We start from the raw sequence: 21,347 nt of genomic DNA on the forward strand, positions 1-21,347 counted from the left end.
CCCGAGGATCCATTCTCGAGCCGTTTGAAGTCGGCGCATCGTTGTGTTCCCACCGCTTGGATCCTCGGGTCAAGCCCGAGGATGACGTGCGGAGAGGCATGCCCGGTACAAAACGAGCTACTCGGAAAAAAGCGCTGCGACAGCACCAACCAAACGCCGGCACGAAAAACGCACTGGCTCTTCGTTCATTGCAAACCCCCGCTTATTTCTTCGTCTTCACCGGACCTTCGTCGAAGCCGACATAGACCTTGGCGAAATCGCCGGCGCCGCCGGGCAGCGCGATGTCGGCCTTGGTGAAGATGAACTGGGTGGTGCCGACGCCGGCCGGAACTTCGACCGGATATTGCGTCAGTTCGGAATAGAGCGTGTTCTTGCCATCGGTCGCGGCGACGCGGATTGGCAGGTTGACGTTTCCGGCGCCGCCGGCGGGGCCGGCAACCACGCGGCCCTGGACGACGACGGTCATTACCAGCTGGCTTTCGTTCTGGACGCACTGGCGGGTCGTGTCGGCCAGCGACGCCTGGTAGACGATCTTGGTCGGATCGTCCTTGGCACCCTTGGCATAGGTGCGGTAGTTCGCCGTTCCGTCGAGCAGATAGACCTGCGGGCAGGTGCCCTGGATGACGGCGGGCGTTGCTGCGACCGCGCTGCCGCCGGCATCGATCGCTCCGCCGGTATCCGTTTTGTTGCAGCCTGCTATGACGACGAGAAGTGAAATTCCGAGAAGACGGCTGGAGATTTTACCAAACACCTGAGTTGACCCTCTGCCTTGCACAATTGATGTCGCGGGACAGGACTGACCGGAAAATAAGGATTTTTTCCGTCGCCTCCCCCTGCAGCTGGGCCTTTCAAGACCCTTGGCGATGGTCTATAGCAGCGACGCATCGAAAAATCGATTGGAGTCTCAGAGCCAAAGGTCAATTTTTCAGCACCCGTCAAAACGCGACGGGAGGCGGCTGGAAACGACCAACGGCGGAGCTGCAATGCGATGTTTCCGTCGGCTTCGCCAAGGGCTGACGCAACAAGAACCGCGATTTCCATCCGGTTCGAATAGGGTGCCGATCAATTCTCGCCGCATCCTCCGCGGCAACACAGACGACGAAGGATGGTCACGGTGAAGTATGTCTCGACGCGGGGCGAAGCCCCTTCGCTCAGTTTTTGCGATGCGCTTCTGGCGGGTCTTGCCCGCGACGGCGGCCTCTATGTGCCGAAGGAATGGCCGCATTTCTCCAAGAAGCAGATCCGCGCGCTGCGCGGCAAATCCTATCAGGAGATCGCCTTCACCATTCTTTCGCCCTTCGTCGACGGTGAAATTCCGGACGACAAGTTCCGGGCGATGATCGACGAGGCCTATGCCACGTTCCGCCATCCGGCGATCGCGCCCCTCGTCCAGACCGGGCCGAACGCCTTCATCATGGAACTGTTCCACGGCTCGACGCTTGCCTTCAAGGACGTCGCCATGCAGCTGCTCGGGCGGCTGATGGATCATGTGCTTACCGAGCGAAACCAGCGTGCCACCATCGTCGGCGCGACTTCCGGCGATACGGGGGGAGCTGCGATCGACGCCTTTGCCGCACGCGACCGCACGCACATCTTCATCCTGTTTCCGCATGGCAAGGTCTCCCCGGTGCAGCAGCACCAGATGACGACCTCCCAGGCTGCCAACGTGCATGCGCTGGCGATCAAGGGCAATTTCGACGACTGCCAGAACCTCGTCAAAGCCATGTTCAACGACGTTGCCTTCCGCGACGGCGTGGCGCTTTCCGGCGTCAACTCGATCAATTGGGCGCGCATCATGGCCCAGATCGTCTACTACTTCACCACCGCACTTGTCCTCGGCGGCCCGGACCGGAAAATCTCCTTCACCGTTCCCACCGGCAATTTCGGCGATATCTTTGCCGGCTACGTCGCCATGCAGATGGGGCTGCCGATTGACAAGCTGATCGTCGCCACCAATGAGAACGATATCCTCGCGCGCACGCTGAAGACAGGCCGCTACGAGATGCGCGACGTCAAGGCGACCACCTCGCCCTCGATGGACATCCAGATCTCCTCGAATTTCGAGCGGCTGCTGTTCGAAGCCTATGATCGCGACGCTTCCAAGGTGCGCGGCGCCATGGCGAGCCTGAAGCAGTCCGGCGCCTTCGAGATCGAGGAAAAGGCGCTGAAGACCATCCGCAAGGTGTTCCGCGCCGGCCGTGCGACCGAAAAAGAGGTCGCCGAGACCATCCGCTCGATGCTCGAGGCAACCGGCTATCTTCTCGACCCGCATACGGCGATCGGCGTTTTCGTCGCCGGCAAGCATGAAAAGCCGAATACGCCGATGGTGACGCTTTCAACCGCCCATCCGGCGAAATTCCCTGCCGCAGTAAAATCGGCCAGTGGTATTGACCCGGCGCTTCCAACGTGGCTTGCTGATCTGATGGTCAGGGAGGAGCGTTTCGATATTCTGGAGCCGGAACTGAAAATCGTTGAAACCTTTATCAGCGAGCACGCCCGCATTCGGAGCTAAGGACGCAGAAAGACGTATGATGAAAGTTGAGTGCACCCGGCTCCAATCCGGGTTGACCGTCGTCACCGAGAACATGCCGCATCTTGAAAGCGTGGCACTCGGTGTCTGGATCAAATCCGGTTCACGCGATGAAACCACGGACGAGCACGGAATTGCCCATCTGCTGGAACATATGGCATTCAAGGGCACAGCGCGGCGAACCGCCCGCGAAATTGCCGAGCAGATCGAAAATGTCGGCGGCGAAGTCAACGCCGCGACCTCAACGGAAACCACATCTTACTACGCCCGCATCCTGCAGGACGATGTCCCCCTCGCGGTCGATATCCTTGCGGATATCCTGACGGAATCGTCCTTCGAGGAAGACGAGCTGCAGCGCGAAAAACACGTGATCCTGCAGGAGATCGGGGCCGCCAACGACACGCCCGACGATGTCGTCTTCGACAAGTTCGCCGAAGCCGCCTTTGTCAACCAGACGATCGGCCGCCCGATCCTCGGTACGCCGGAAACGGTTCTTTCCTTCACGCCGCAACAAATCCGCACCTATCTCGGCCGCAACTACACCACCGACCGCATGTTCGTCGTCGGGGCTGGTGCGCTTGATCATGATAGCTTTGTGCGACAGGTTGAAGACCGTTTTTCCAGCCTTCCGCAAAAGCCGGCCACAGCGCCGGTTACCGACGCCGCCCGCTATACCGGCGGTGACGTGCGCGAGGATCGCGACCTGATGGACGCGCAGGTCCTGCTCGGTTTCGAAGGCAAGGCCTATCACGCCCGCGATTTCTACTGTTCGCAGATTCTCGCCAATATCCTTGGCGGCGGCATGTCTTCGCGCCTGTTCCAGGAAGTGCGCGAGCATCGTGGTCTCTGCTATTCGGTCTATGCTTTCCATTGGGGCTTTTCCGACACCGGCATCTTCGGCGTTCATGCCGCCACCGGCGGCGAGAACCTGCCGGAACTGATGCCCGTCATCATCGATGAACTGCGCAAGTCGTCGATGAAGATCGAGCAGCAGGAAATCGACCGCGCCCGCGCCCAGATCCGCGCCCAGCTTCTGATGGGCCAGGAAAGCCCGGCTGCCCGCGCCGGCCAGATCGCTCGCCAGATGATGCTCTACGGCCGGCCGATCCCGAACGAGGAACTGATGGAGCGCCTGTCCGGCATTACCATCGAGCGCCTGACGGATCTTGCAGGGCGGCTGTTCTTCGACACGGCCCCGACGCTTTCGGCGATCGGACCGGTCGAAAAGCTGGCGCCGATGGACGACATTCTCGGCGCACTTTCCAACAAGACCGTTCAAGCTCGCGCCGCCAACGGTTAATTCTTATTTTGAAGGGCGACCTCCGGGCGTTCTTCGAGCGCCCGGCACTCTCGCATCACGGCAACACCCACGCGTTGCGGAGGCTTATATGACACGATCGGTCTTTCGGTTTCTGTCACGGCAGCCGGACCCGGTCGAGATTGCCAATGCCACGTATTTGCTGCGTTTACCGAAAACATCCGACTACCGGCAATGGTATCGGCTGCGCAGCGAAAGCCGCGCCTTTCTCGAGCCGTGGGAGCCGACGTGGCGCGCCGACGAGATGACCGAGAACGCTTTTCGCAACCGCGTCATTCGCAACGAGCAGGAATTTGCCTCCGGCCAGGCCGTGCCGCTGTTCGTTTTCCTGCGCGCCGAGGACCAGCTGATCGGCGGGCTGACCATCGGCTATATCCGCCGTGGAGCCGCGCAGTGCTGCATGATCGGCTACTGGATGGGCGAGCGATATGCCGGCAACGGCCATATGGCGCAGGCTGTCAAACTGGCTATTCCCTACATCTTTTCGACCCTTCAGTTGCACCGTATCGAAGCAGCCTGTATTCCCGAGAACCATAGAAGCATCCGGCTCCTTGAAAAGGCCGGGTTTCAGCGCGAAGGCTATTTGCGGGAATACCTGAAAATCAACGGGCAATGGCGGGATCATCTCATGTTCTCCCTGCTCTCGCAGGACAGCGTGCAACCTAAGAATTTGAGTGATTGATGTCTTTGAACTGCCTGCCGCGTCTCCCCTCAGCACGAAGGCTCCTGGCGTTTCTGGTCGCCATGATGACGCTGGTCTGCCTGATGGGGAGCGGTGCGGCATTTGCCACGGAACCCGTCAAGATTTCGCGCGAGGACAGAGCGCTTGACCTGACGGCCACGACGGAAATCTATACCGGCCGCGGCGAAGCCTTTCAGGTCTCGACCGCCCCCGGCACGGACGGTATCGTCCGGCGCATCGAGGTGCGATCGAGCGCCGAGAACCACCAGGGCGACTGGGCCGTTTTCGCGCTCGCCAATGTGTCGGAAGAGCAGCTGGAGCGCGTCATCGTCGCGCCGCATTTCCGCCTGGTGAATTCCAAACTGTTCTGGCCGGATCTCGGCTCGCAGCGCATCCTCTCGATCACCCCGAGCGAAGGCTTTGCGCTCGACCGGCAGCCGAGCGACGAAGCGGACGTCTTTCGCATCACGCTGAATCCGGGCTCGGTCATCACCTTCGTTGCCGAACTGGCGGGACCCGACCTGCCGCAGATCTATCTCTGGCAGCCGGATGCCTACAAGGACACGGTCAACGCCTTTACCCTCTACCGCGGCATCGTGCTCGGCATTGCCGGCCTGCTTGCAGTGTTCCTGACGATCCTCTTCGTCGTCAAGGGAACCTCGATGCTGCCGGCGACAGCTGCACTTGCCTGGGCGGTGCTCGGCTATATCTGCGTCGATTTCGGTTTCCTGTCGAAGCTGATCAGCATTACCGCGGGGGATGAACGCGTATGGCGGGCGGGAACGGAGGTGTTTCTCGCCGCCGGCCTCGTCATCTTCCTGTTCACCTACCTCAACCTCAACCGCTGGCACCAGCATCTGAGCTATGCGACGCTCGCCTGGATCCTCGGTCTCGGCCTCCTGTTCGGCGTCGCCATCTACGACCCGGCGATCGCGTCGGGCATCGCGCGGCTCTCCTTTGCGCTGACCGGCACCTGCGGCATCGTGCTCATCGCCTATCTCGGCTTCAACCGCTACGACCGCGCCATCCTGCTCGTACCGGCCTGGCTCCTGATCCTCGTCTGGCTGTTCGGCGCGTGGCTGACCGTAACCGGCCAGCTTGCCAATGATATCGTTCAGCCTGCACTCGGCGGCGGCCTCGTGCTGATCGTGCTGCTGATCGGCTTCACGGTGATGCAGCACGCCTTTGCCGGCGGCGCCTATGGCCAGGGTCTGTTCTCCGACCTCGAGCGCCAGTCGCTGGCCCTGACGGGCTCGGGCGACACCGTCTGGGACTGGGACGTGGCGCGCGATCGCGTCGTCACCATTCCCGACATCTCGGCGCAACTCGGGCTCTCGCCCGGCACCATGCATGGCGCTGCGCGCAACTGGCTGCCACGCCTGCACCCCGACGACCGCGACCGGTTCCGCGCAACGCTCGACGTGCTGCTGGAGCATCGCAAGGGGCGGCTCAATCACGAATTCCGCGTTCGCGCCGAGGACGGACATTACCACTGGCTATCGATCCGCGCGCGGCCGGTGCTTGGCGCCAATGGCGAAATCATCCGCTGCGTCGGCACCATCGTCGATATCACCGAGCAGAAGAACTCCGTCGATCGCCTGCTGCACAACGCGCTGCACGACAATCTGACGGGATTGCCGAACCGTCACATCTTCCTCGACCGGCTGCAATCCATCCTGTCGCTGGCGCCGGGCTCAAGCGTTGTCCGGCCGACCGTGCTGACGATCGATATCGACCGCTACAAGCAGGTCAATGACGTGCTCGGCATCGCCGCTGGCGACAACATCCTGATCGCGCTGACCCGCCGCCTGCGCCGGCTCATGAAGCCGCAGGACACGCTGGCCCGCCTCGGCGGCGACGAGTTCGGCCTGATCCTGATATCCGAGCGCGATCCCACCAAGGTCGCCGATTTCGCCGATGCGGTTTCCAAGGCGATCATGGTGCCGCTCAATTTCGGCAATCGCGAAATCAACCTCACCGCCTCGATCGGTCTCGTTTCCTGGGTTGATCAGCAGGAAAATGCCGCAGGCTTGCTCGACGATGCCGAGCTTGCGATGTTCCGGGCTAAAAAGGCGGGCGGCAACCGCGTCGAACCCTTCCGTCCGGCCTTCCGCGCCTCCGGCACCGATCGCCTGCAACTGGAAAACGACCTGCGTCGCGCCATCGAGCGCAAGGAATTAAGCCTCGTCTATCAGCCGATCGTGCGCCTGGTGGATGCCGAGATTGCCGGGTTCGAGGCCCTGATGCGCTGGGAGCATCCCAAACGCGGCAGCATCTCGCCATCGGAGTTCATCCCGATCGCCGAAGGCTCCGATCTCATCAACCAGCTCGGCATGTTCGCCTTCGAGAAGGCGACCAGCGACCTGACGGAATGGCAGCTGCAAACCGGTGACCTGCCGATCTTCGTCTCCGTCAACCTGTCGAGCGCGCAGCTGCTCAACAACGACTTGCATGATGATGTCCGGGCGGTCTTGAACAAGAACCACTGCGATCCACGGAAGGTGAAGGTGGAACTCACCGAAACCCTCGTGATGGAAAACCCGGAGCAGGCCCGTCTCGTGCTGGAGAAGCTCAAGGATTCCGGCCTGAAACTGGCCCTCGACGACTTCGGCACGGGCCATTCCTCGCTTGCCTACCTGACCCGCTTCCCCTTCGATACGATCAAGATCGACAAGGCGCTGGTCAAGGATCCGAGCGACAAGCGCGCGATCCTGCTCCGCTCCGTCATCACCATGGCGCGCGAACTCGACATGCAGGTCGTCGCCGAAGGCATCGAATCCGAGGAAGATGCCATTCAGTTGGCCCAGATGGGCTGCGATTTCGGCCAGAGCTTCCTCTTCGGCCCGCCGATCGGCTCGGAATCGATCCTGCGACTGTTGAAGGAACGCTTTCCGCTGATGAAGCGGGCGTAACTCGTAGGCGGTAGCAGTAGGCAGTAGGCAGTAGGCAGTAGAATATCGCTGCCTTGGCCTGGAAGGCGACAGCTATTGCCTATTGCCATTGCCTATTGCCTGCCCGCGCTATCAGCCGGTTGATAAAATCCAGCTTCTGCACCACCGGCGGCGAGAGCACGAAAGGGTAGCTGTCGGGCTGGCCCATGCTGCGCTGGATGCTGTTCAGCGCCATGCTCAAGGGGATCCAGGCATCGACCAGCGCCTGGGCGCTCGCGGCACCACGATAGGGATCGAAATCGACCTCTGCCGCCATGCCCTGGTGGCGGCGCGGATCGGTAGACAAGCCGAAGGAATGCGCCGTTTCCAGCGCATCGACGATGTGGAAAAAATGTGCCCAGCATTCGGCGAAATCTTCTGCCGGATGGGCGCTGGCGTAGGTACTGATGAAACTGGCCTGCCACTCTGCCGGAGGACCCTCCTCATAATTGCGACGAAGCGCCTCCGCGTAATCCGTCCGCTCGTCCCCGAACAACTGCCGGGCTTCGTTCAGCGTCTGGTCGTCACGGACAAGCTGCGCCCAATAGAAGTGGCCGATCTCGTGGCGGAAATGGCCGAGCAGCGTGCGGTAGGGCTCGTTCATCGACACACGCACGCTTTCGCGCGTGGCATCATTGGCTTCCGCCGCGCGCAGGCTGATCAGGCCGTCTTCATGACCGGTGATGGCCGGCACCAGATTGCCATAGGCATCAACCTCGTCGGCGAGAAAATCGAAGACAAGCCCGGCCTGCGGGTCAACGTCACGGCCCGGCCGCGGCAGATTCCAGCGCAACAGGGAATAGAACAGATGCCGCTGCGCCTGGCCGATCTTCTGCCAGCGCGCCAGCCCCTCCGGGTTGTCGGTGACCGGCACGATGCGGTTGTAGCGGCAAGCCTGGCAATAGGCATGATTGTCATTGGTAGAGATCAGCCAATTGCATGTATCGTGGGCTGCATTGGCGCAGAACCGGACGTCCGCCTCCTGGCGCGCCGGCAGCTGCCACAAGTCGCCACCTGCCGGCATCAGCGCCTGCATCGCCATGGCCTCCGGCAGGAAGCCGAGCCGAGAGCCACAGTTGATACAGACACGATTGTCGAAATGGACCGGGTTTCCGCAATTGCCGCATTCGTAAAGTCTCATGAAAGATCGTCCGTCCAGTGGTGGGCATGAATGTCGAAGACATCGAATGCCCTATTCAAAAAACAAAACGCACACCCCAAGGAATGCCCCAAAGGAATGCCCGCCGGCGCGAAGCACAGCGGGCATCGGCGCTAAAATCTTCCATCCAGTTGAACCCGTCAGGACAGTCGATCCGCGCACTTTGAAGCCGCCATCATCTCATTGGCGAAAGAGGGGCGGCAAACCGGATTACATGCGATCAACGGTACCTTTCACTGCACTCTTGGCCTTGCCAATCGCGGACTGGACCTTGCCCTTGGCTTCCTGCCCTTTGCCTTCCGCCTGCAGCTTTTTGCTACCGATTGCCTTGCCGGCCGCCTGTTTGGCCTTGCCTGCCGCCTGGTTGGCTGCGCCGGAAATCTTGTCGGAAGTGCTGCCCATGATCAGTCTCCTTGACGGGTTGAGGACAGGATCAAGCGTCATGTCCTCGCGTCCAGAAAACGGTGGGCAGGTCAAATTGTTCCGGCAAAAAACCGCAAGGGCGGAAAATCCGCCGGTCAGGCGTGGCCGGCATCCGTGGAGAGCATGGCTGGAGAAACGCCCATCAGCGCCAGCGCCCGGTCGTATTTGTCGCCGAGATCGCGGTCGAAGATCAGTTCCTCGCTCGCCGGGCAATTCAGCCAGCCATTGTTGGCGATCTCGCTTTCCAGCTGGCCGGCACCCCAGCCGGCATAACCCAGCATCATCATCGCCTTGGACGGCCCCTCGCCGCGCGAGATGGCCCGCACGATATCGAGCGTCGCCGTCAGGCAGATGTCATCGCTGACCGGAATGCTGGATTCGCTCAGGTAATCGTCGGAATGCAGGACGAAGCCGCGGCCGGTTTCAACAGGCCCGCCGGTCTGGATCTGGAAATTGCGGGTGAGCGGCGGCAAACGGATGGCTTCCGCCTGATCGATGATCTGCAGGTGAAGGAGCACATCCGGAAAGGTCAGTTGCTGCGGACGGTTGAGCACGAAACCCATGGCGCCGTCACTGGAATGGGCGCAGACGAAGATGACCGTGCGGGCAAAATTGCTGTCGAACATGCCGGGCATGGCGATCAGGAACTGACCGTCTAGCAAACCGCGCTCGCGTTTCTTCTGGAATGTCGCCATCATGGTGTCCGCCTTGTGGGTCGAATGAAAAGCGTTTCCACCCTCGTCTTTTGGTTTTGAGGCTTTTCTCGGGTTTCCTCGTTTCGCGTCCATCAAGAGAAAATGATCCGGAGGTGAAAGCGGGCATCTTTAAACCACACGCCAAAACCGGTAAGCCTCATCCACATGAAACATCATCGTCTCCTAGAGAATGTGACTCATTTGGCGGCGCTGGCAAGCCTTGCCGGATATTTTTTTATTGCGTCCAGTGCGAACGCCGCGCAGAGCGACTGGGCGCATTCCGAAGGTGGCGCTATCCGCATCGTGGCTGGCAGGCCGCAACCGGACGGGACGATCCCGGCCATCCTCGACATCCGCCTGAAACCCGGCTGGAAGACCTACTGGCAAGCGCCCGGGGCAAGCGGCATCCCGCCGCAAGTGAGCATCGACCCGAAGGATGGCATTTCCTTTTCCGGCATGCGCTTTCCGGCACCGAAGAGCTTCGGCGACGGTGTGGGGCAGTACACCGGCTATGATAAATCTGTGGCTTTTCCGCTCCTGTTGAAGAGCAAGAAGAGCGGCGACCTGTCTCTCAGGGCCTCGGTTTTCCTCGGCATCTGCCAGGACATCTGCATCCCCGTCCAGGCCGAGCTCAGCCTTTCGCTGACCGAAGGTGCTGCGGACAACCCGCTCGACAAGGCCCGGATTGACGATGCCGTTGCCGCCTTGCCGGCGCAACCCTCCGAGACGTTCAAGGTCAAGGCCGCGTCCTTCGATGCCGCCGGCAAGCGCCTTCGTCTCTCGCTGGTGATGCCCGGCGCGTCAGCCGAAACACCGCCCGAACTCTTCCTCGCCGGCCCGCCCGGCTACAGCTTCGGCAAGCCCGAAAACATCAGCGTCGCGAACGGCACGTTTACGGCGGACGTGCCGGTACGGGTTCCGGCAAAAGGCGGCACGCTGAAGAGCGGATCGGTCCTGCTCGTCGCACGGTCCGGCGAGCACAGCATGGAAACCCCGCTTGCCTTTGACTGAGGCAAATCTATATTCCTTCCCGACCCATCGCAGTGCCCGACCCAACGGAGCGACTGCGCTTTTGCCTTTCCGAAACGCCTCAAGGAGTAAGACCGTGACAATTTCTGTCGGAGACAAGCTGCCTGCCGCCACCTTCAAGGAAAAGACCGCCGACGGCCCGGTCGAAATCACCACCGATCAGCTGTTTGCGGGCAAGAAGGTCGTGCTGTTCGCGGTTCCCGGCGCCTTCACGCCGACCTGCTCGCTCAATCACCTGCCCGGCTATCTGGAAAACCGCGATGCGATCCTTTCCCGCGGGATCGACGACATCGCGGTCGTCGCCGTCAACGACCTGCATGTCATGGGCGCCTGGGCGACCGCATCTGGCGGCATCGGCAAGATCCACTTCCTCTCCGACTGGAACGCCGCCTTCACCAAGGCGCTCGGCATGGACATCGACCTCTCCGCCGGGACGCTCGGAGTGCGCTCTAAGCGCTATTCGATGCTGGTGGAAGACGGCGTCGTGAAGACGCTGAACGTCGAGGACAGCCCCGGCCAGGCAACCGTCTCGGCCGCCGCGGCCATGCTGGAACAGATCTGAGGCAAAACGGCCGGCTCCGGCATCGAAGCCGGCCGTTTTCAGTTCATATCTGGGTCATACCGCCATCGACGCTCAGTTCGATGCCGTTGACGTAGCCGGCATCAGCCGAGGCGAGAAAAGTAATCGTGGTCGCGATCTCTTCCGGCTGGGCGATGTAGCCAAGCGGCACTATCTGTTCGGCATGGCTGTGCAGGGCGGCGATCTGCTCTTCGTCCATCTTCAAGCCGTTTTCCATGATTGGCGTGCGCGTCAGGCCGGGGCTGACGGCGTTGACGCGGATTTTTCGCTCCTTGAGATCATTGGCAAGCGTTCGGGCAAAGGAGCGCACAGCCGCCTTCGACGCATTGTAGAGGCTGAGTTCCGCCATCCCCTTGTTGGCAACGATCGAGGCATTGAGCACGACGGCCCCGCCATCCGGAACGAGCGGCAAGAGGGTCTGCACGGTGAAAAACAGGCCTTTGACGTTGATGTCGAAGGTCTTGTCGAATTCGGCTTCAGTCGTTGCGCCGAAGCTGTTCTTTTCCGCTATGCCGGCATTGGCGAAAAGCACATCGACATTGTCGCCGCGCTGCTCGATTTCCGCCTTGAGCTTCTCAATATCGCCGATTTTCGAGACATCCGAGACCACCGGAACGGCACGTTCGCCGAGCGCCTCCACCGCAGCATCGAGGCTCTTGCGCGTGCGCCCGGTGACATAGACGCGCCTTGCCCCTTCTTTAAGAAAGGCGCTCGCCGTCGCCAGACCGATACCGGTCGAGCCACCCGTTACAACCACCACCTGATCATCAAATCTCTTCGTCATACACAGTCCTTCCTTATTTCCGTATTACGGTATTTCGACATTACCGAAATATTGAAGTCTGTCAATCGATGTGTTATCTGCGGTTCATGAGCCAATTCTTTCATCCGTCGCGAGACGACATAACCCTGACAGGCGTCATGACCGCACTCGGAGACCCGACGCGGCTGGCGATCGTAAAGACGCTCTATTGTTCAGCGGACGGCAGGAATTGCGGCGAAGCGGCAGCACCTTTTCCCGACATGGCACGTTCGACCCTTTCGGGCCACTTCCGGGTGCTGCGAGAATCAGGCGTTATTCAGACCACCAAGAAGGGTGTCGAGAATATCAACGTGGTCCGCCTCGATGATCTCGAAGCCCGCTTTCCGGGGCTTTTGGCAAAGGTCATGTCCTATTGACGACCTGGCCGGAGCGGCGACCAAAATAAAGCACGAGCGCCGCCGGCCCGACAACGCAATCTTTCATCCCGCGCGTTGTTCTACGAGCTTGGCAAGCTGCTCAATGACGGTGCCCCATCCGTCGTAGAAGCCCATTTCCGCGTGCATGTTCCGGTCTGCATTATTCCTGTGCATCACATGGGCAGCATAATCCGTGCCGTCCGGGTGGTCCCGCAGCGTGATGATCGCCGTCATGAAGGGCTGTTCGGCAGGCCGCCAGCCACCGACCAGCGCGTTGGTAAAGACGATCCGTTCTCCGTCGGCGATGTCGAGGAAGCAGGCGTCCAGATGCGGCGTGAAGTCGCCGCCGTCCTCGCTCATGCGGGTGACGAACGCGCCGCCGGGGCGCATCTCCATGTCCACGACCTTGCATCTGGCCGGCGCCGGGATCCACCATTGTTCAAAGCTCACCGGATCGGTCCAGGCGCTCCAGACGAGCGAACGCGGTGCCCTGATGACGCGGGAAATCGTCAGGTCGAGATCAGCATTGAAAGATCGGGTCATTGGCTTTCTCCCTTCTTTTGAGCGGCGATGACAAACTGCTCAAGCCTGTCGGTGCGGCCTTCCCAGAGGCCGTGCTGTTCGGTGAGCCACGCTTCGACCGCGGCAAACTGCTTCTTCTCGATGACGCAGGTCCTGACGCGGCCTTCCTTGCGCGTCCGGATCAAGCCGCTGCCCTCGAGATAATGGATGTGTTTCATGAAGGAGGGCAAAGCCATCTCGAACGGCCTTGCGAGATCGCTGATGCTTGCCGGCCCCCTGCCCAGCCGCGCCAGCACGGCGCGCCGGGTTGGGTCGGCCAGCGCCTGAAAAATGCCATCAAGTCGATCGGAATACTGTTCCATAAGGCTAAGTATCACCACAAAACACTTAGCGCAAGAGCTAAGTAACTTGACGCGGCGTCGGGGTTTGGCGCCGGCGGCTGGCCAGACACACCATCTTGTCAGGAAGGTTAGCCTCATGCCCGATTTTTTCGCTTTTCCTGATTTATCAAAAGGAGCAAACTGCGCGCCTTGGGTGCTTTTGGTGAGCATTTTCTCAAAGCTATGAGGGGTATCATGACACTTGCAATCAATGATCTCGCGCCGGATTTCACGGCAACAACCACCGAAGGTGACATAAGGTTCCACGACTGGATCGGCGATTCCTGGGCGGTGCTTTTCTCGCACCCGAAGGATTTTACGCCGGTGTGCACCACCGAGCTGGGATACATGGCCCAGATCAAACCCGAATTCGACAAGCGCGGCGTCAAGATCATCGGGCTGTCGGTCGATCCGCTGGACCGTCATTCCGGCTGGGTGAAGGACATCGAGGAAACGCAAGGGTTCGCGCCGAACTTCCCGATGATTGCCGACACGGACTACACCGTGTCGAAGCTCTACGGCATGCTGCCGGCTGCAGTATCCGGCGATCCGACCCAGCGCACCCCGGCCGACAATCAGACCGTGCGCAATGTCTTCGTCGTCGGCCCGGACAAGAAGATCAAGCTGATCCTCGTCTATCCGATGACCACCGGCCGCAATTTCGACGAGGTGCTGCGCGTGATCGACTCGCTGCAGCTCACCGCCAAACACAAGGTCGCCACGCCGGTAAACTGGAAGCAGGGTGAAGACGTGATCATCGCCGGCTCGGTAACGGACGACGACGCGCGGAAGCAATACCCGCAAGGCTGGCGCGCGCCAAAACCCTATATCCGGATCGTGCCGCAGCCAGAGGGATAGCGTCGATGTTCCGCGCCGACCGAAGAGACGCGCAACGGAGGCACCGATGATCTTCCGTCAGTTGTTCGACAGCGCGTCCGGTACCTATACCTACCTCATTGCCAGCCGGCACGGGGGAGAGGCGCTGATCATCGACCCGGTTCTCGAAAAGGTCGATCGCTACCTGCAGCTGGTGCATGAGCTCGATCTGAAGCTCGTCAAGGCCGTCGACACGCATCTGCACGCCGATCACATCACCGGGCTCGGTGCGCTGCGCGACCGAACGCACTGCATCACGGTGATGGGCGAGCAGACGCTGGCCGATGTGGTCTCGATGCGCGTGGCGGAAGGCGACCGCGTCGCGATCGAGGGCCTGAGCCTCGACGTGCTCTATACGCCCGGCCATACGGATGATTCCTATTCCTTCCTCATGGGCGGTCGTGTCTTCACCGGCGACACGCTGCTCATTCGCGGAACCGGGCGCACCGATTTCCAGAACGGCGACCCGCGCCAGCAATATGATTCGATCTTCAACAAGCTGCTCAAACTGCCGGACGAAACGCTGGTCTTTCCGGCCCATGACTATAAGGGCGATACCGTTTCGACGATCGGCGAGGAAAAGCGGTTCAATCCGCGGCTCAGGGTCCGATCGGTCGACGAATATGTCGACATCATGAACAATCTCAACCTGCCGAACCCGAAGATGATGGATGTGGCCGTGCCGGCCAATATCCATGTCGGCCTTCACCAGGAGGAAATCGCGCGCAAGGGCTGGGCGGTTTCGGCGGCCGAGGCATTGGCGCTCAGCGGCCGCCCCGACATTGCGATCGTCGACCTGCGTGAGAAGGCGGAACGCGAGAAGCATGGCGTCATTCCGGGCGCCCTGCACGCGCCCTATCCGGAGCTGCAGGAAAACATCGGTGCGGGCGGCATGCTGCATGAGTTGGCGGCAGCCACCGGCAAGCGGATCGTCTTCTATTGTGCCTTCGGCGAGCGCTCGGCGATGGCGGTCGAGGCCGCGCAGGATGCCGGCCTGACGAGCGCCTGCCACATCGAAGGCGGCATCGACGCCTGGAAGAAGGCGAACGGGCCAGTGGTCCGATAAGCAGAAAAGCAGCGGTCTCCCTCAACCCGGAAGCTTGAGGTCTCTTATGCCAAGGCGTTCAGGCCCCGCGACCTTTTCGAAAGTGCTGAATTGGAATTTCTGCACGGATCCCCATGGGGTTGTGTGTTGATGGCGCCGCGTTGCAGCGAGCTTGAACCGTTCGCCGAGAACGGCCTGCAGGCTTTCCGCATCATAACGGGCAACGGGCAGGCCGCTGCATTTCTCCGGTCCGTCCGGCGCAAAGGTGCCAATCACGGCCTTGCCACCGTCCTTGAGAGCCTGCACCATCACGCGAACATATGCCTGCTGATCCTCTACCGCCGTCAGGAAATGAAAGGCGGCGCGATCGTGCCAAAGATCGTACGGACGGTCGGGCGTCCATGCGGTCACATCCGATACGACCCACTGTACCCGATCGGCATTTGCCAATCTGGCTTTCGCCGTTTCGAGCGCGGCGGCAGACAGATCGAGGACGGTGACATGGGCCTGACCGGACGCCTCCAAAGCATCCACCAGCCGCGACGTGCCGCCGCCGATATCGATAACAGACATTTCCGGCCTCAACCCAGCTTCGCGCAACAGGGCGAGCGATAGCTCTGGCGCGTCCTCATACCAACTGACGTCGGTCTCTGCCTTGGTCGTGTAAACACCTTCCCAATGAGTTTGCCGGTCGATGGCGATCATGACATCATCTCTTCCCACAAAGCCTCCGCAGTGGCCATCGCGAAACTTCGGACGTATGTTAACCTGCTTCAGCCGGAACGACTATCAAGAGTGATGCGCGATGGACGCCTCGCCGGCGCGACTGAGTGGCTAAATGGATTGCCGCGATGAAACCGCGATGGGCGTTTTTGGCTACTTTTTGTCTTCTGGGGGGAAATACTTCTGCCGAACATTATTCTGTTGCCGTAGATCTGGAGCTGGTTATTGCCGTTGATGTCTCTTACTCAATGGAAATCGATGAACAGCGGATCCAACGTAAAGGCTACGTGGACGCATTCCGCAGGTCGGAGATCGTCAAAGCCGTGCAGGGCGGACCGCTCGGCAGGATTGCGGTCACCTATATCGAGTGGGGTGGCTCCGCTGTCCAAATCGTGCCCTGGACCCTGATCGACGGCCAGGAGGCCGCGGCACAGTTTTCCGAACTGTTGCGCCAACAGCCGATCAGGCGAATCTCCTTCACGTCGATCTCCAACGCGCTTGCGTTTACCCGAAAGCTCTTTCAAACCAGCCCATTTCGAGGGAACCGACGCGTGATCGATGTATCCGGCGATGGGCCCAACAATGCCGGGGTCCCGGCGCCTGTTGGCAGAAATACGACCATCGCTCAGGGCATCGTCATTGACGGCCTTCCCATCATGTTGAAGACCGCGCCGGATTCGGCATCGATCCCGGACCTCGATGCCTATTATCGGGAATGCGTCATCGGCGGCGATGGGGCATTTTTGTTGAAGGTCACGGATGTGTCCCAATTTGCCGAAGCTATCCTGCGCAAGCTCGTTATCGAGATTTCAGGACTGGAGGTCAGCGGCCCTCCGCAGCGCCAAACGGGGCTGGTGCCGGTTGAATACTCTCAGCCCTATAATTGTTTTATCGGCGAAGAGATGCAGGAGCGTTCCATTGGAAAATAGCCCGGTCTCGCTTCGGCCATCTACGCGCCGCGCGTCAAACATGACCCGCAAAGGACGCTGTAGCACTTTGAAACTGCTTAAATCGATTCCGATTTAAGGAGTTATGCAGCAGGTGAAATCCTCCGCCGTTCCCCTCACCGCTTCTTCTTGAACGGCTCCATGCCCTTGCGGGCGAGTTCGTCGGCGCGTTCGTTTTCCGGGTGGCCGGCGTGCCCCTTCACCCAATGCCAAGTGACCTTGTGGCGCTGGTTGGCGGCATCGAGCGCCTGCCAGAGTTCGCCGTTCTTCACCGGCTTCTTCTCGCCCGTTTTCCAGCCGTTCCGCTTCCAGCCATGGATCCATTTGCCGATGCCGTCCATGACATACTTGCTGTCGGTGTAGAGATCGACCTCGCAGGGCTGCTTCAGCGTGTTGAGCGCTGTGATCGCGGCCAGAAGCTCCATGCGGTTGTTGGTGGTGTCCGCCTCGCCGCCGCACAGGTCCTTCTCGACTTCGCCATAGCGCAGCACCGCCCCCCACCCGCCCGGTCCGGGGTTTCCGGAGCAGGCGCCGTCGGTGAAGATATCGACATGTTTCATACGGGCCGGGCCTCTTCAGTCAGGCCATATTCGGCTGCAGTTGCAACAGAGCGATGAAACTGCAGTTTCTTCAGATATTCGAGCGGGTCCTTCTTCACCACCAGGGCCCCCGGTGGCGTCGTCAGCCAGTCGTAGAGCCTGGTCAGGAAAAAGCGCAGCGCCGAGCCGCGCGCGAGAAGGGGCAGAGCCTCGATCTCGGCTGCGGTCAGCGGCCGGACGCTCTGATAACCGGACAAGAGCGCCATGCCCTTGGTCATGTTGAAGGCGCCGTCCTTTTCGAAGCACCAGGCGTTCAAGCAGACGGAGACGTCATAGGCGAGGAAGTCGTTGCAGGCGAAATAGAAGTCGATCAGGCCGGAGAGCATTTTGCCGAGGAAAAAGACATTGTCCGGGAACAGATCGGCGTGAATGACGCCCTCCGGCAGGTCCTTCGGCCAATTGGCTTCGAGGAAATCGAGCTCGGCGGCGATCTCGGTCTTGAGGCCCGGCTGCACCTCGTCGGCGCGGTCGCGCGAATTGTTCCACAGCGGCCGCCAGCCATCGACGGACAACGCATTGCGGCGGCGGATCTCGAAGCCATCGGCCGCCACGTGCATCGCCGCTAGGGCCTTGCCGACCTCGCGGCAATGATTGGCGTCAGGCTTGCGCAGCCACATGCCTTCGAGAAACGAGATGACAGCGGCCGGCCGGCCGGAAAGTTCGCCGAGCAGTTTACCGTCGGCGCGCGGCAAAGGCAGTGGGCAGGACAGGCCCTTGTCCGCCAGATGGTGCATCAGTCCCAGGAAGAACGGCAGGTCGTTCTGGTCCACCCGCTTCTCGTAAAGCGTCAGGATGTAGGCGCCATTGGTGGTGTGCAGCAGGAAATTGGTATTTTCCACGCCCTCGGCAATGCCCTTGTAGGACGTCAGCATGCCGACGTCATAGGCAGTCAGAAAACGGGAAAGGTCGTCTTCCGTGATGTCGGTGTAAACTGCCAAGGTCTGTTCTCGCGGTTGTAAGTGTTGAAATTGTTCGGCCGGGATATGGATCCTCGGGTCATCCTCGGGTTTAACCCGAGGACGAGGATGACGGAGAGAGGGAGCAATCGCAACGGCGACAGCTGGCTTCAGAATGGCAGGAAACCCAAGGTCGTCATCCCAGGGCCTGACCCGAGGACCAATGCCACTGCCCTCATACCTCTAATCTCCATTCACGAACGCCATATCCTGCACGGTCAGCGGCACGTGGCGAAGCTCGCGGTTGACGAGGAAGTTCTCGGTTTCCTCGACCGTATCGGCAAGCTCAACCGAAGCATCGTAGCGCTCGCGAAAAGCCTCGATGATTTCGTTGACGATGACTTCCGGCGCAGACGCGCCGGCCGACAGGCCGACGCTGGAGATATCGCCGATGTCATCCCAGTCGATTTCCGAGGCGCGCTGGACAAGCACCGATTTCTTTGCACCGGCCCGAAGCGCAACCTCGACCAGCCGCCTGGAATTGGACGAATTCGGCGCACCCACGACAAGGAAGAGGTCGCAGCCGGGAGCAGCCTGCTTCACTGCCTCCTGGCGGTTTGTCGTGGCATAGCAGATCGAATCGGCGGCGGGTGCCGTCAGGTTGGGAAAACGCTCATGCAGCCGCTTGATGACGCCGGCCGTGTCATCGACCGACAGCGTCGTCTGGGTGACGAAGCCGAGATTGTCCGGATCCGGCGGCACGTATTTGTCCGCGTCCTCGACTGTCTCGATCAGCGAAACGGCACCTTCCGGCAATTGCCCCATGGTGCCGATGACTTCCGGGTGACCGGCATGGCCGATCAGCACGACATGGCGGCCGAGACGCTGGTGGCGCATGGCCTGCTTGTGGACCTTGGAAACCAGCGGACATGTGGCGTCGAGATAAAACAGATTGCGGCTCTCTGCATCGGCAGGCACCGACTTCGGCACACCATGAGCGGAGAAGACCACCGGCTGCTTGCGATGTTCTTGCGGAATCTCGTCGAGTTCCTCGACGAAGATTGCGCCCTTGGCTTCCAGACCCTCGACGACATAGCGGTTGTGAACGATCTCGTGGCGGACATAGACCGGTGCGCCATATTCCTTCAGCGCCAGAACGACGATCTGGATCGCCCGGTCGACGCCGGCGCAAAAGCCGCGCGGACCGCAGAGGCGAATGGTGATCGGTTTCTTTGCCGAGGAGGAAGCCATGGATCAGGATGCCAGAACAGTGAACAAGAGTGCCAGGATCGCCGGGCCGCCCTGCACCAGAAGGATGCGCGGCTTGACCGACCATGCGCCATATATAGCGGCAACGATCACGCACACAAGGAAGAACAGCTTCAGCTGAAAGGCAAATTCCGGCGGCGACGCAATCAGCGACCAGAGGAGACCTGCGGCGAGAAAGCCGTTGTAAAGCCCCTGATTGGCCGCCAGCACCTTCGTCGCTTCCGCGCGTTCTTGAGACATGCGGAAGGCCTTTCGGCCTTGCGGCCCGGTCCAGAGAAACATTTCGAGCACGAGAAAGCCGATATGCAGCAAGACTGTTACGGCAATCAATAGAGTGGCGATGATGGTCATGAGCTCCCTCGGCTGTCATTACATGTGTTCAAGGCAACCCCGCCCGATTTATCGTTTTCGCCGGAAGATGAACACGCCGCTGACAGCGACCAGCGCCGCGGCCAGGCCGTACCATGTCACGGCATATTGCAGGTGGTTGTTCGGCAGATCGAATTGCGTGACGCCGCCGATCGGCATGCCTCCCGGATTGGGCGCCGCGTCCGCATCGACAAAGAACTGGACCGTGCGGGCCGGATCAAGACCGACACTCGCGGCCATTACGTCGAGGTCCTTCCAGTAGAAGATGTTCTTGGCGACATCGTTGTCCGGCACGGCCCAGGACGGCTTTTCGGTGAGCTTGATGCGCGCAAGGCCGGTGACGGTCTGCTCTCCGGTCAACTGCCCCTGCTTGCGCATCTCCGGCTCCTTGCGCTCGAAGGAGACGAAGCCGCGGTTGACGAGGAGGACGCGGCCATCGGCGAGCTGCAATGGCGTGTAGACGTAGTAGCCGGTCCGGCCTTCATAGGTTGCGAAGAAGTGCCGTTCCTTGTTGTTGATGTAGGTGCCGGTGACGCGCACCGTGCGGTAGTCGATGTCCTCGCCGGACTTGGCCATTGCCTCGATCGCCTCCAGATCGACCGGCGGTGCTGCGCGGCGCTCAGTAATTGCTGCCAGCAGGTCTTCTTTCCAATGGAGCCGCTGCATCTGCCATGTGCCGAGCGACAAGAGGATCGCGAGCGCGATCAGGACGAGCACAATGCCCACGGTGCGGCCGAGCAGGCCGCCGCCCTGCTTTACGCTGGCCGTCTCAGCCACGATCGATCTCGCCCTGCCGCGCATTGTTGCGGTATTGCAGGTTGATCAGAATACCCTTGAGCATGCGCATGAGGGCGAGGCTGAAGATTGTGGCGAGCGGTATCCAGAGCAGGAAATGCAGCCAGAGCGGGGGGTTGACGTTGACTTCCATCCACAGAGCCGCGCCAACCACGATGAAACCGACGATCAGGATGACGAAGACCACTGGACCATCGCCGGAATCGGCGAACGTGTAGTCGAGGCCACAGCTCGTGCAGGCCGGTCTCATCTTCAGGAACCCGTCGAACAGCTTGCCCTGGCCGCATCGCGGGCAAAGCCCCTTGAGCCCGGCCTTGACCGGATCGACGGGTGGAAAATGTGCGCTGTCTTCGTTCATGGTTTTACGTCCTGTTTGCCGCCACTTTCCATAACGCATTCGT

The 21,347-nt window shown here is 60.7% G+C and carries 24 protein-coding genes; 10 read left to right on the forward strand and 14 right to left on the reverse strand.

Annotated features, from left to right (window positions below; all coding sequences use genetic code 11):
- Positions 1-202 precede the first annotated feature (202 nt).
- Entirely contained in the window at positions 203-751 is a 549-nt protein-coding gene (locus tag ACSQ2W_RS02660; RefSeq protein ID WP_436084852.1) for a hypothetical protein, read from the reverse strand.
- A gap of 354 nt (positions 752-1,105) precedes the next feature.
- Here ACSQ2W_RS02660 and thrC point away from each other — a divergent pair, with 354 nt between their 5' ends.
- The 4 genes from thrC to ACSQ2W_RS02680 all read left to right on the forward strand — a co-directional run bounded on the left by thrC (position 1,106) and on the right by ACSQ2W_RS02680 (position 7,442).
- Positions 1,106-2,512, forward strand: coding sequence for a threonine synthase (gene thrC / locus ACSQ2W_RS02665; RefSeq protein WP_436084853.1), 1,407 nt, complete (start codon positions 1,106-1,108; stop codon positions 2,510-2,512).
- Positions 2,513-2,528: 16 nt separating this feature from the next.
- Complete coding sequence (locus ACSQ2W_RS02670) at positions 2,529-3,830, forward strand: M16 family metallopeptidase (RefSeq protein ID WP_436084854.1); 1,302 nt, start codon at positions 2,529-2,531, stop codon at positions 3,828-3,830.
- 88 nt (positions 3,831-3,918) lie between these two features.
- Entirely contained in the window at positions 3,919-4,530 is a 612-nt protein-coding gene (locus tag ACSQ2W_RS02675; RefSeq protein WP_436084855.1) for a GNAT family N-acetyltransferase, read from the forward strand.
- Positions 4,530-7,442 carry an EAL domain-containing protein gene (locus tag ACSQ2W_RS02680; RefSeq protein WP_436084856.1) on the forward strand — a complete coding sequence of 971 codons (2,913 nt, stop codon included), beginning with the start codon at positions 4,530-4,532 and terminating at the stop codon, positions 7,440-7,442. Before ACSQ2W_RS02675 ends, ACSQ2W_RS02680 begins: the two co-directional genes overlap by 1 nt.
- A gap of 79 nt (positions 7,443-7,521) precedes the next feature.
- On the opposite strand, the gene ACSQ2W_RS02685 is transcribed toward ACSQ2W_RS02680, so the two are convergent.
- The 3 genes from ACSQ2W_RS02685 to ACSQ2W_RS02695 all read right to left on the reverse strand — a co-directional run bounded on the left by ACSQ2W_RS02685 (position 7,522) and on the right by ACSQ2W_RS02695 (position 9,740).
- Positions 7,522-8,601: a zinc-binding metallopeptidase family protein gene (locus tag ACSQ2W_RS02685; protein WP_436084857.1), complete on the reverse strand. Its 1,080-nt coding sequence runs from the start codon at positions 8,599-8,601 to the stop codon at positions 7,522-7,524.
- A 228-nt stretch (positions 8,602-8,829) separates the two neighbouring features.
- Complete coding sequence (locus ACSQ2W_RS02690) at positions 8,830-9,021, reverse strand: CsbD family protein (RefSeq protein WP_436084858.1); 192 nt, start codon at positions 9,019-9,021, stop codon at positions 8,830-8,832.
- 116 nt (positions 9,022-9,137) lie between these two features.
- Positions 9,138-9,740 (reverse strand): YqgE/AlgH family protein, encoded by a 603-nt coding sequence (locus ACSQ2W_RS02695; RefSeq protein ID WP_436084859.1) that lies wholly within the window; start codon positions 9,738-9,740, stop codon positions 9,138-9,140.
- A gap of 189 nt (positions 9,741-9,929) precedes the next feature.
- Between ACSQ2W_RS02695 and ACSQ2W_RS02700 the strand changes: the two genes are divergently transcribed.
- Both ACSQ2W_RS02700 and ACSQ2W_RS02705 read left to right on the forward strand, forming a co-directional pair.
- Complete coding sequence (locus ACSQ2W_RS02700) at positions 9,930-10,748, forward strand: protein-disulfide reductase DsbD domain-containing protein (RefSeq protein ID WP_436084860.1); 819 nt, start codon at positions 9,930-9,932, stop codon at positions 10,746-10,748.
- Positions 10,749-10,842: 94 nt separating this feature from the next.
- A complete protein-coding gene (locus ACSQ2W_RS02705) occupies positions 10,843-11,328 on the forward strand; it encodes a peroxiredoxin (protein ID WP_436084861.1) in 486 nt (161 codons plus the stop codon).
- 43 nt (positions 11,329-11,371) lie between these two features.
- Here ACSQ2W_RS02705 and ACSQ2W_RS02710 read toward each other — a convergent pair whose 3' ends face one another.
- A complete protein-coding gene (locus ACSQ2W_RS02710; RefSeq protein WP_436084862.1) occupies positions 11,372-12,130 on the reverse strand; it encodes an SDR family oxidoreductase in 759 nt (252 codons plus the stop codon).
- Between the two features lie 86 nt (positions 12,131-12,216).
- Between ACSQ2W_RS02710 and ACSQ2W_RS02715 the strand changes: the two genes are divergently transcribed.
- Positions 12,217-12,525 carry a helix-turn-helix domain-containing protein gene (locus ACSQ2W_RS02715; protein ID WP_037124505.1) on the forward strand — a complete coding sequence of 103 codons (309 nt, stop codon included), beginning with the start codon at positions 12,217-12,219 and terminating at the stop codon, positions 12,523-12,525.
- Between the two features lie 63 nt (positions 12,526-12,588).
- On the opposite strand, the gene ACSQ2W_RS02720 is transcribed toward ACSQ2W_RS02715, so the two are convergent.
- Together ACSQ2W_RS02720 and ACSQ2W_RS02725 are read right to left on the reverse strand one after the other, a co-directional pair.
- Positions 12,589-13,068 (reverse strand): SRPBCC family protein, encoded by a 480-nt coding sequence (locus ACSQ2W_RS02720; protein WP_436084863.1) that lies wholly within the window; start codon positions 13,066-13,068, stop codon positions 12,589-12,591.
- Entirely contained in the window at positions 13,065-13,409 is a 345-nt protein-coding gene (locus ACSQ2W_RS02725) for an ArsR/SmtB family transcription factor (RefSeq protein WP_436087659.1), read from the reverse strand. The genes ACSQ2W_RS02720 and ACSQ2W_RS02725 overlap by 4 nt, the downstream gene beginning before the upstream one ends.
- 213 nt (positions 13,410-13,622) lie before the next feature.
- Between ACSQ2W_RS02725 and ACSQ2W_RS02730 the strand changes: the two genes are divergently transcribed.
- Positions 13,623-14,285: a peroxiredoxin gene (locus ACSQ2W_RS02730; RefSeq protein ID WP_436084864.1), complete on the forward strand. Its 663-nt coding sequence runs from the start codon at positions 13,623-13,625 to the stop codon at positions 14,283-14,285.
- Between the two features lie 46 nt (positions 14,286-14,331).
- Complete coding sequence (locus ACSQ2W_RS02735; protein ID WP_436084865.1) at positions 14,332-15,369, forward strand: MBL fold metallo-hydrolase; 1,038 nt, start codon at positions 14,332-14,334, stop codon at positions 15,367-15,369.
- Positions 15,370-15,390: 21 nt separating this feature from the next.
- Here ACSQ2W_RS02735 and ACSQ2W_RS02740 read toward each other — a convergent pair whose 3' ends face one another.
- Positions 15,391-16,053 (reverse strand): class I SAM-dependent methyltransferase, encoded by a 663-nt coding sequence (locus tag ACSQ2W_RS02740; protein WP_436084866.1) that lies wholly within the window; start codon positions 16,051-16,053, stop codon positions 15,391-15,393.
- Between the two features lie 125 nt (positions 16,054-16,178).
- On the opposite strand from ACSQ2W_RS02740, the gene ACSQ2W_RS02745 reads away from it, so the two are divergent.
- A complete protein-coding gene (locus ACSQ2W_RS02745; protein ID WP_436084867.1) occupies positions 16,179-17,000 on the forward strand; it encodes a DUF1194 domain-containing protein in 822 nt (273 codons plus the stop codon).
- 134 nt (positions 17,001-17,134) lie between these two features.
- Here the strand turns inward: ACSQ2W_RS02745 and rnhA are convergent, their stop codons facing one another.
- The 6 genes from rnhA to ACSQ2W_RS02775 form a co-directional block, all read right to left on the reverse strand.
- Positions 17,135-17,578, reverse strand: coding sequence for a ribonuclease HI (gene rnhA, locus ACSQ2W_RS02750; protein WP_436084868.1), 444 nt, complete (start codon positions 17,576-17,578; stop codon positions 17,135-17,137).
- A complete protein-coding gene (locus ACSQ2W_RS02755; RefSeq protein WP_436084869.1) occupies positions 17,575-18,555 on the reverse strand; it encodes a homoserine kinase in 981 nt (326 codons plus the stop codon). Before ACSQ2W_RS02755 ends, rnhA begins: the two co-directional genes overlap by 4 nt.
- Before the next feature lie 201 nt (positions 18,556-18,756).
- Positions 18,757-19,764, reverse strand: coding sequence for a 4-hydroxy-3-methylbut-2-enyl diphosphate reductase (ispH, locus tag ACSQ2W_RS02760; protein WP_436084870.1), 1,008 nt, complete (start codon positions 19,762-19,764; stop codon positions 18,757-18,759).
- A 3-nt stretch (positions 19,765-19,767) separates the two neighbouring features.
- Positions 19,768-20,133: a DUF1304 domain-containing protein gene (locus ACSQ2W_RS02765; RefSeq protein ID WP_436084871.1), complete on the reverse strand. Its 366-nt coding sequence runs from the start codon at positions 20,131-20,133 to the stop codon at positions 19,768-19,770.
- A 48-nt stretch (positions 20,134-20,181) separates the two neighbouring features.
- Positions 20,182-20,952, reverse strand: a complete 771-nt coding sequence (locus ACSQ2W_RS02770) for an SURF1 family protein (protein WP_436084872.1) — start codon at positions 20,950-20,952, stop codon at positions 20,182-20,184.
- Positions 20,921-21,304, reverse strand: a complete 384-nt coding sequence (locus tag ACSQ2W_RS02775; RefSeq protein WP_436084873.1) for a DUF983 domain-containing protein — start codon at positions 21,302-21,304, stop codon at positions 20,921-20,923. The genes ACSQ2W_RS02770 and ACSQ2W_RS02775 overlap by 32 nt, the downstream gene beginning before the upstream one ends.
- Between the last annotated feature and the right edge of the window lie 43 nt (positions 21,305-21,347).

Origin of the sequence: Pararhizobium sp. LjRoot255, assembly GCF_964252905.1 — a bacterium.
GTDB lineage: Bacteria > Pseudomonadota > Alphaproteobacteria > Rhizobiales > Rhizobiaceae > Pararhizobium.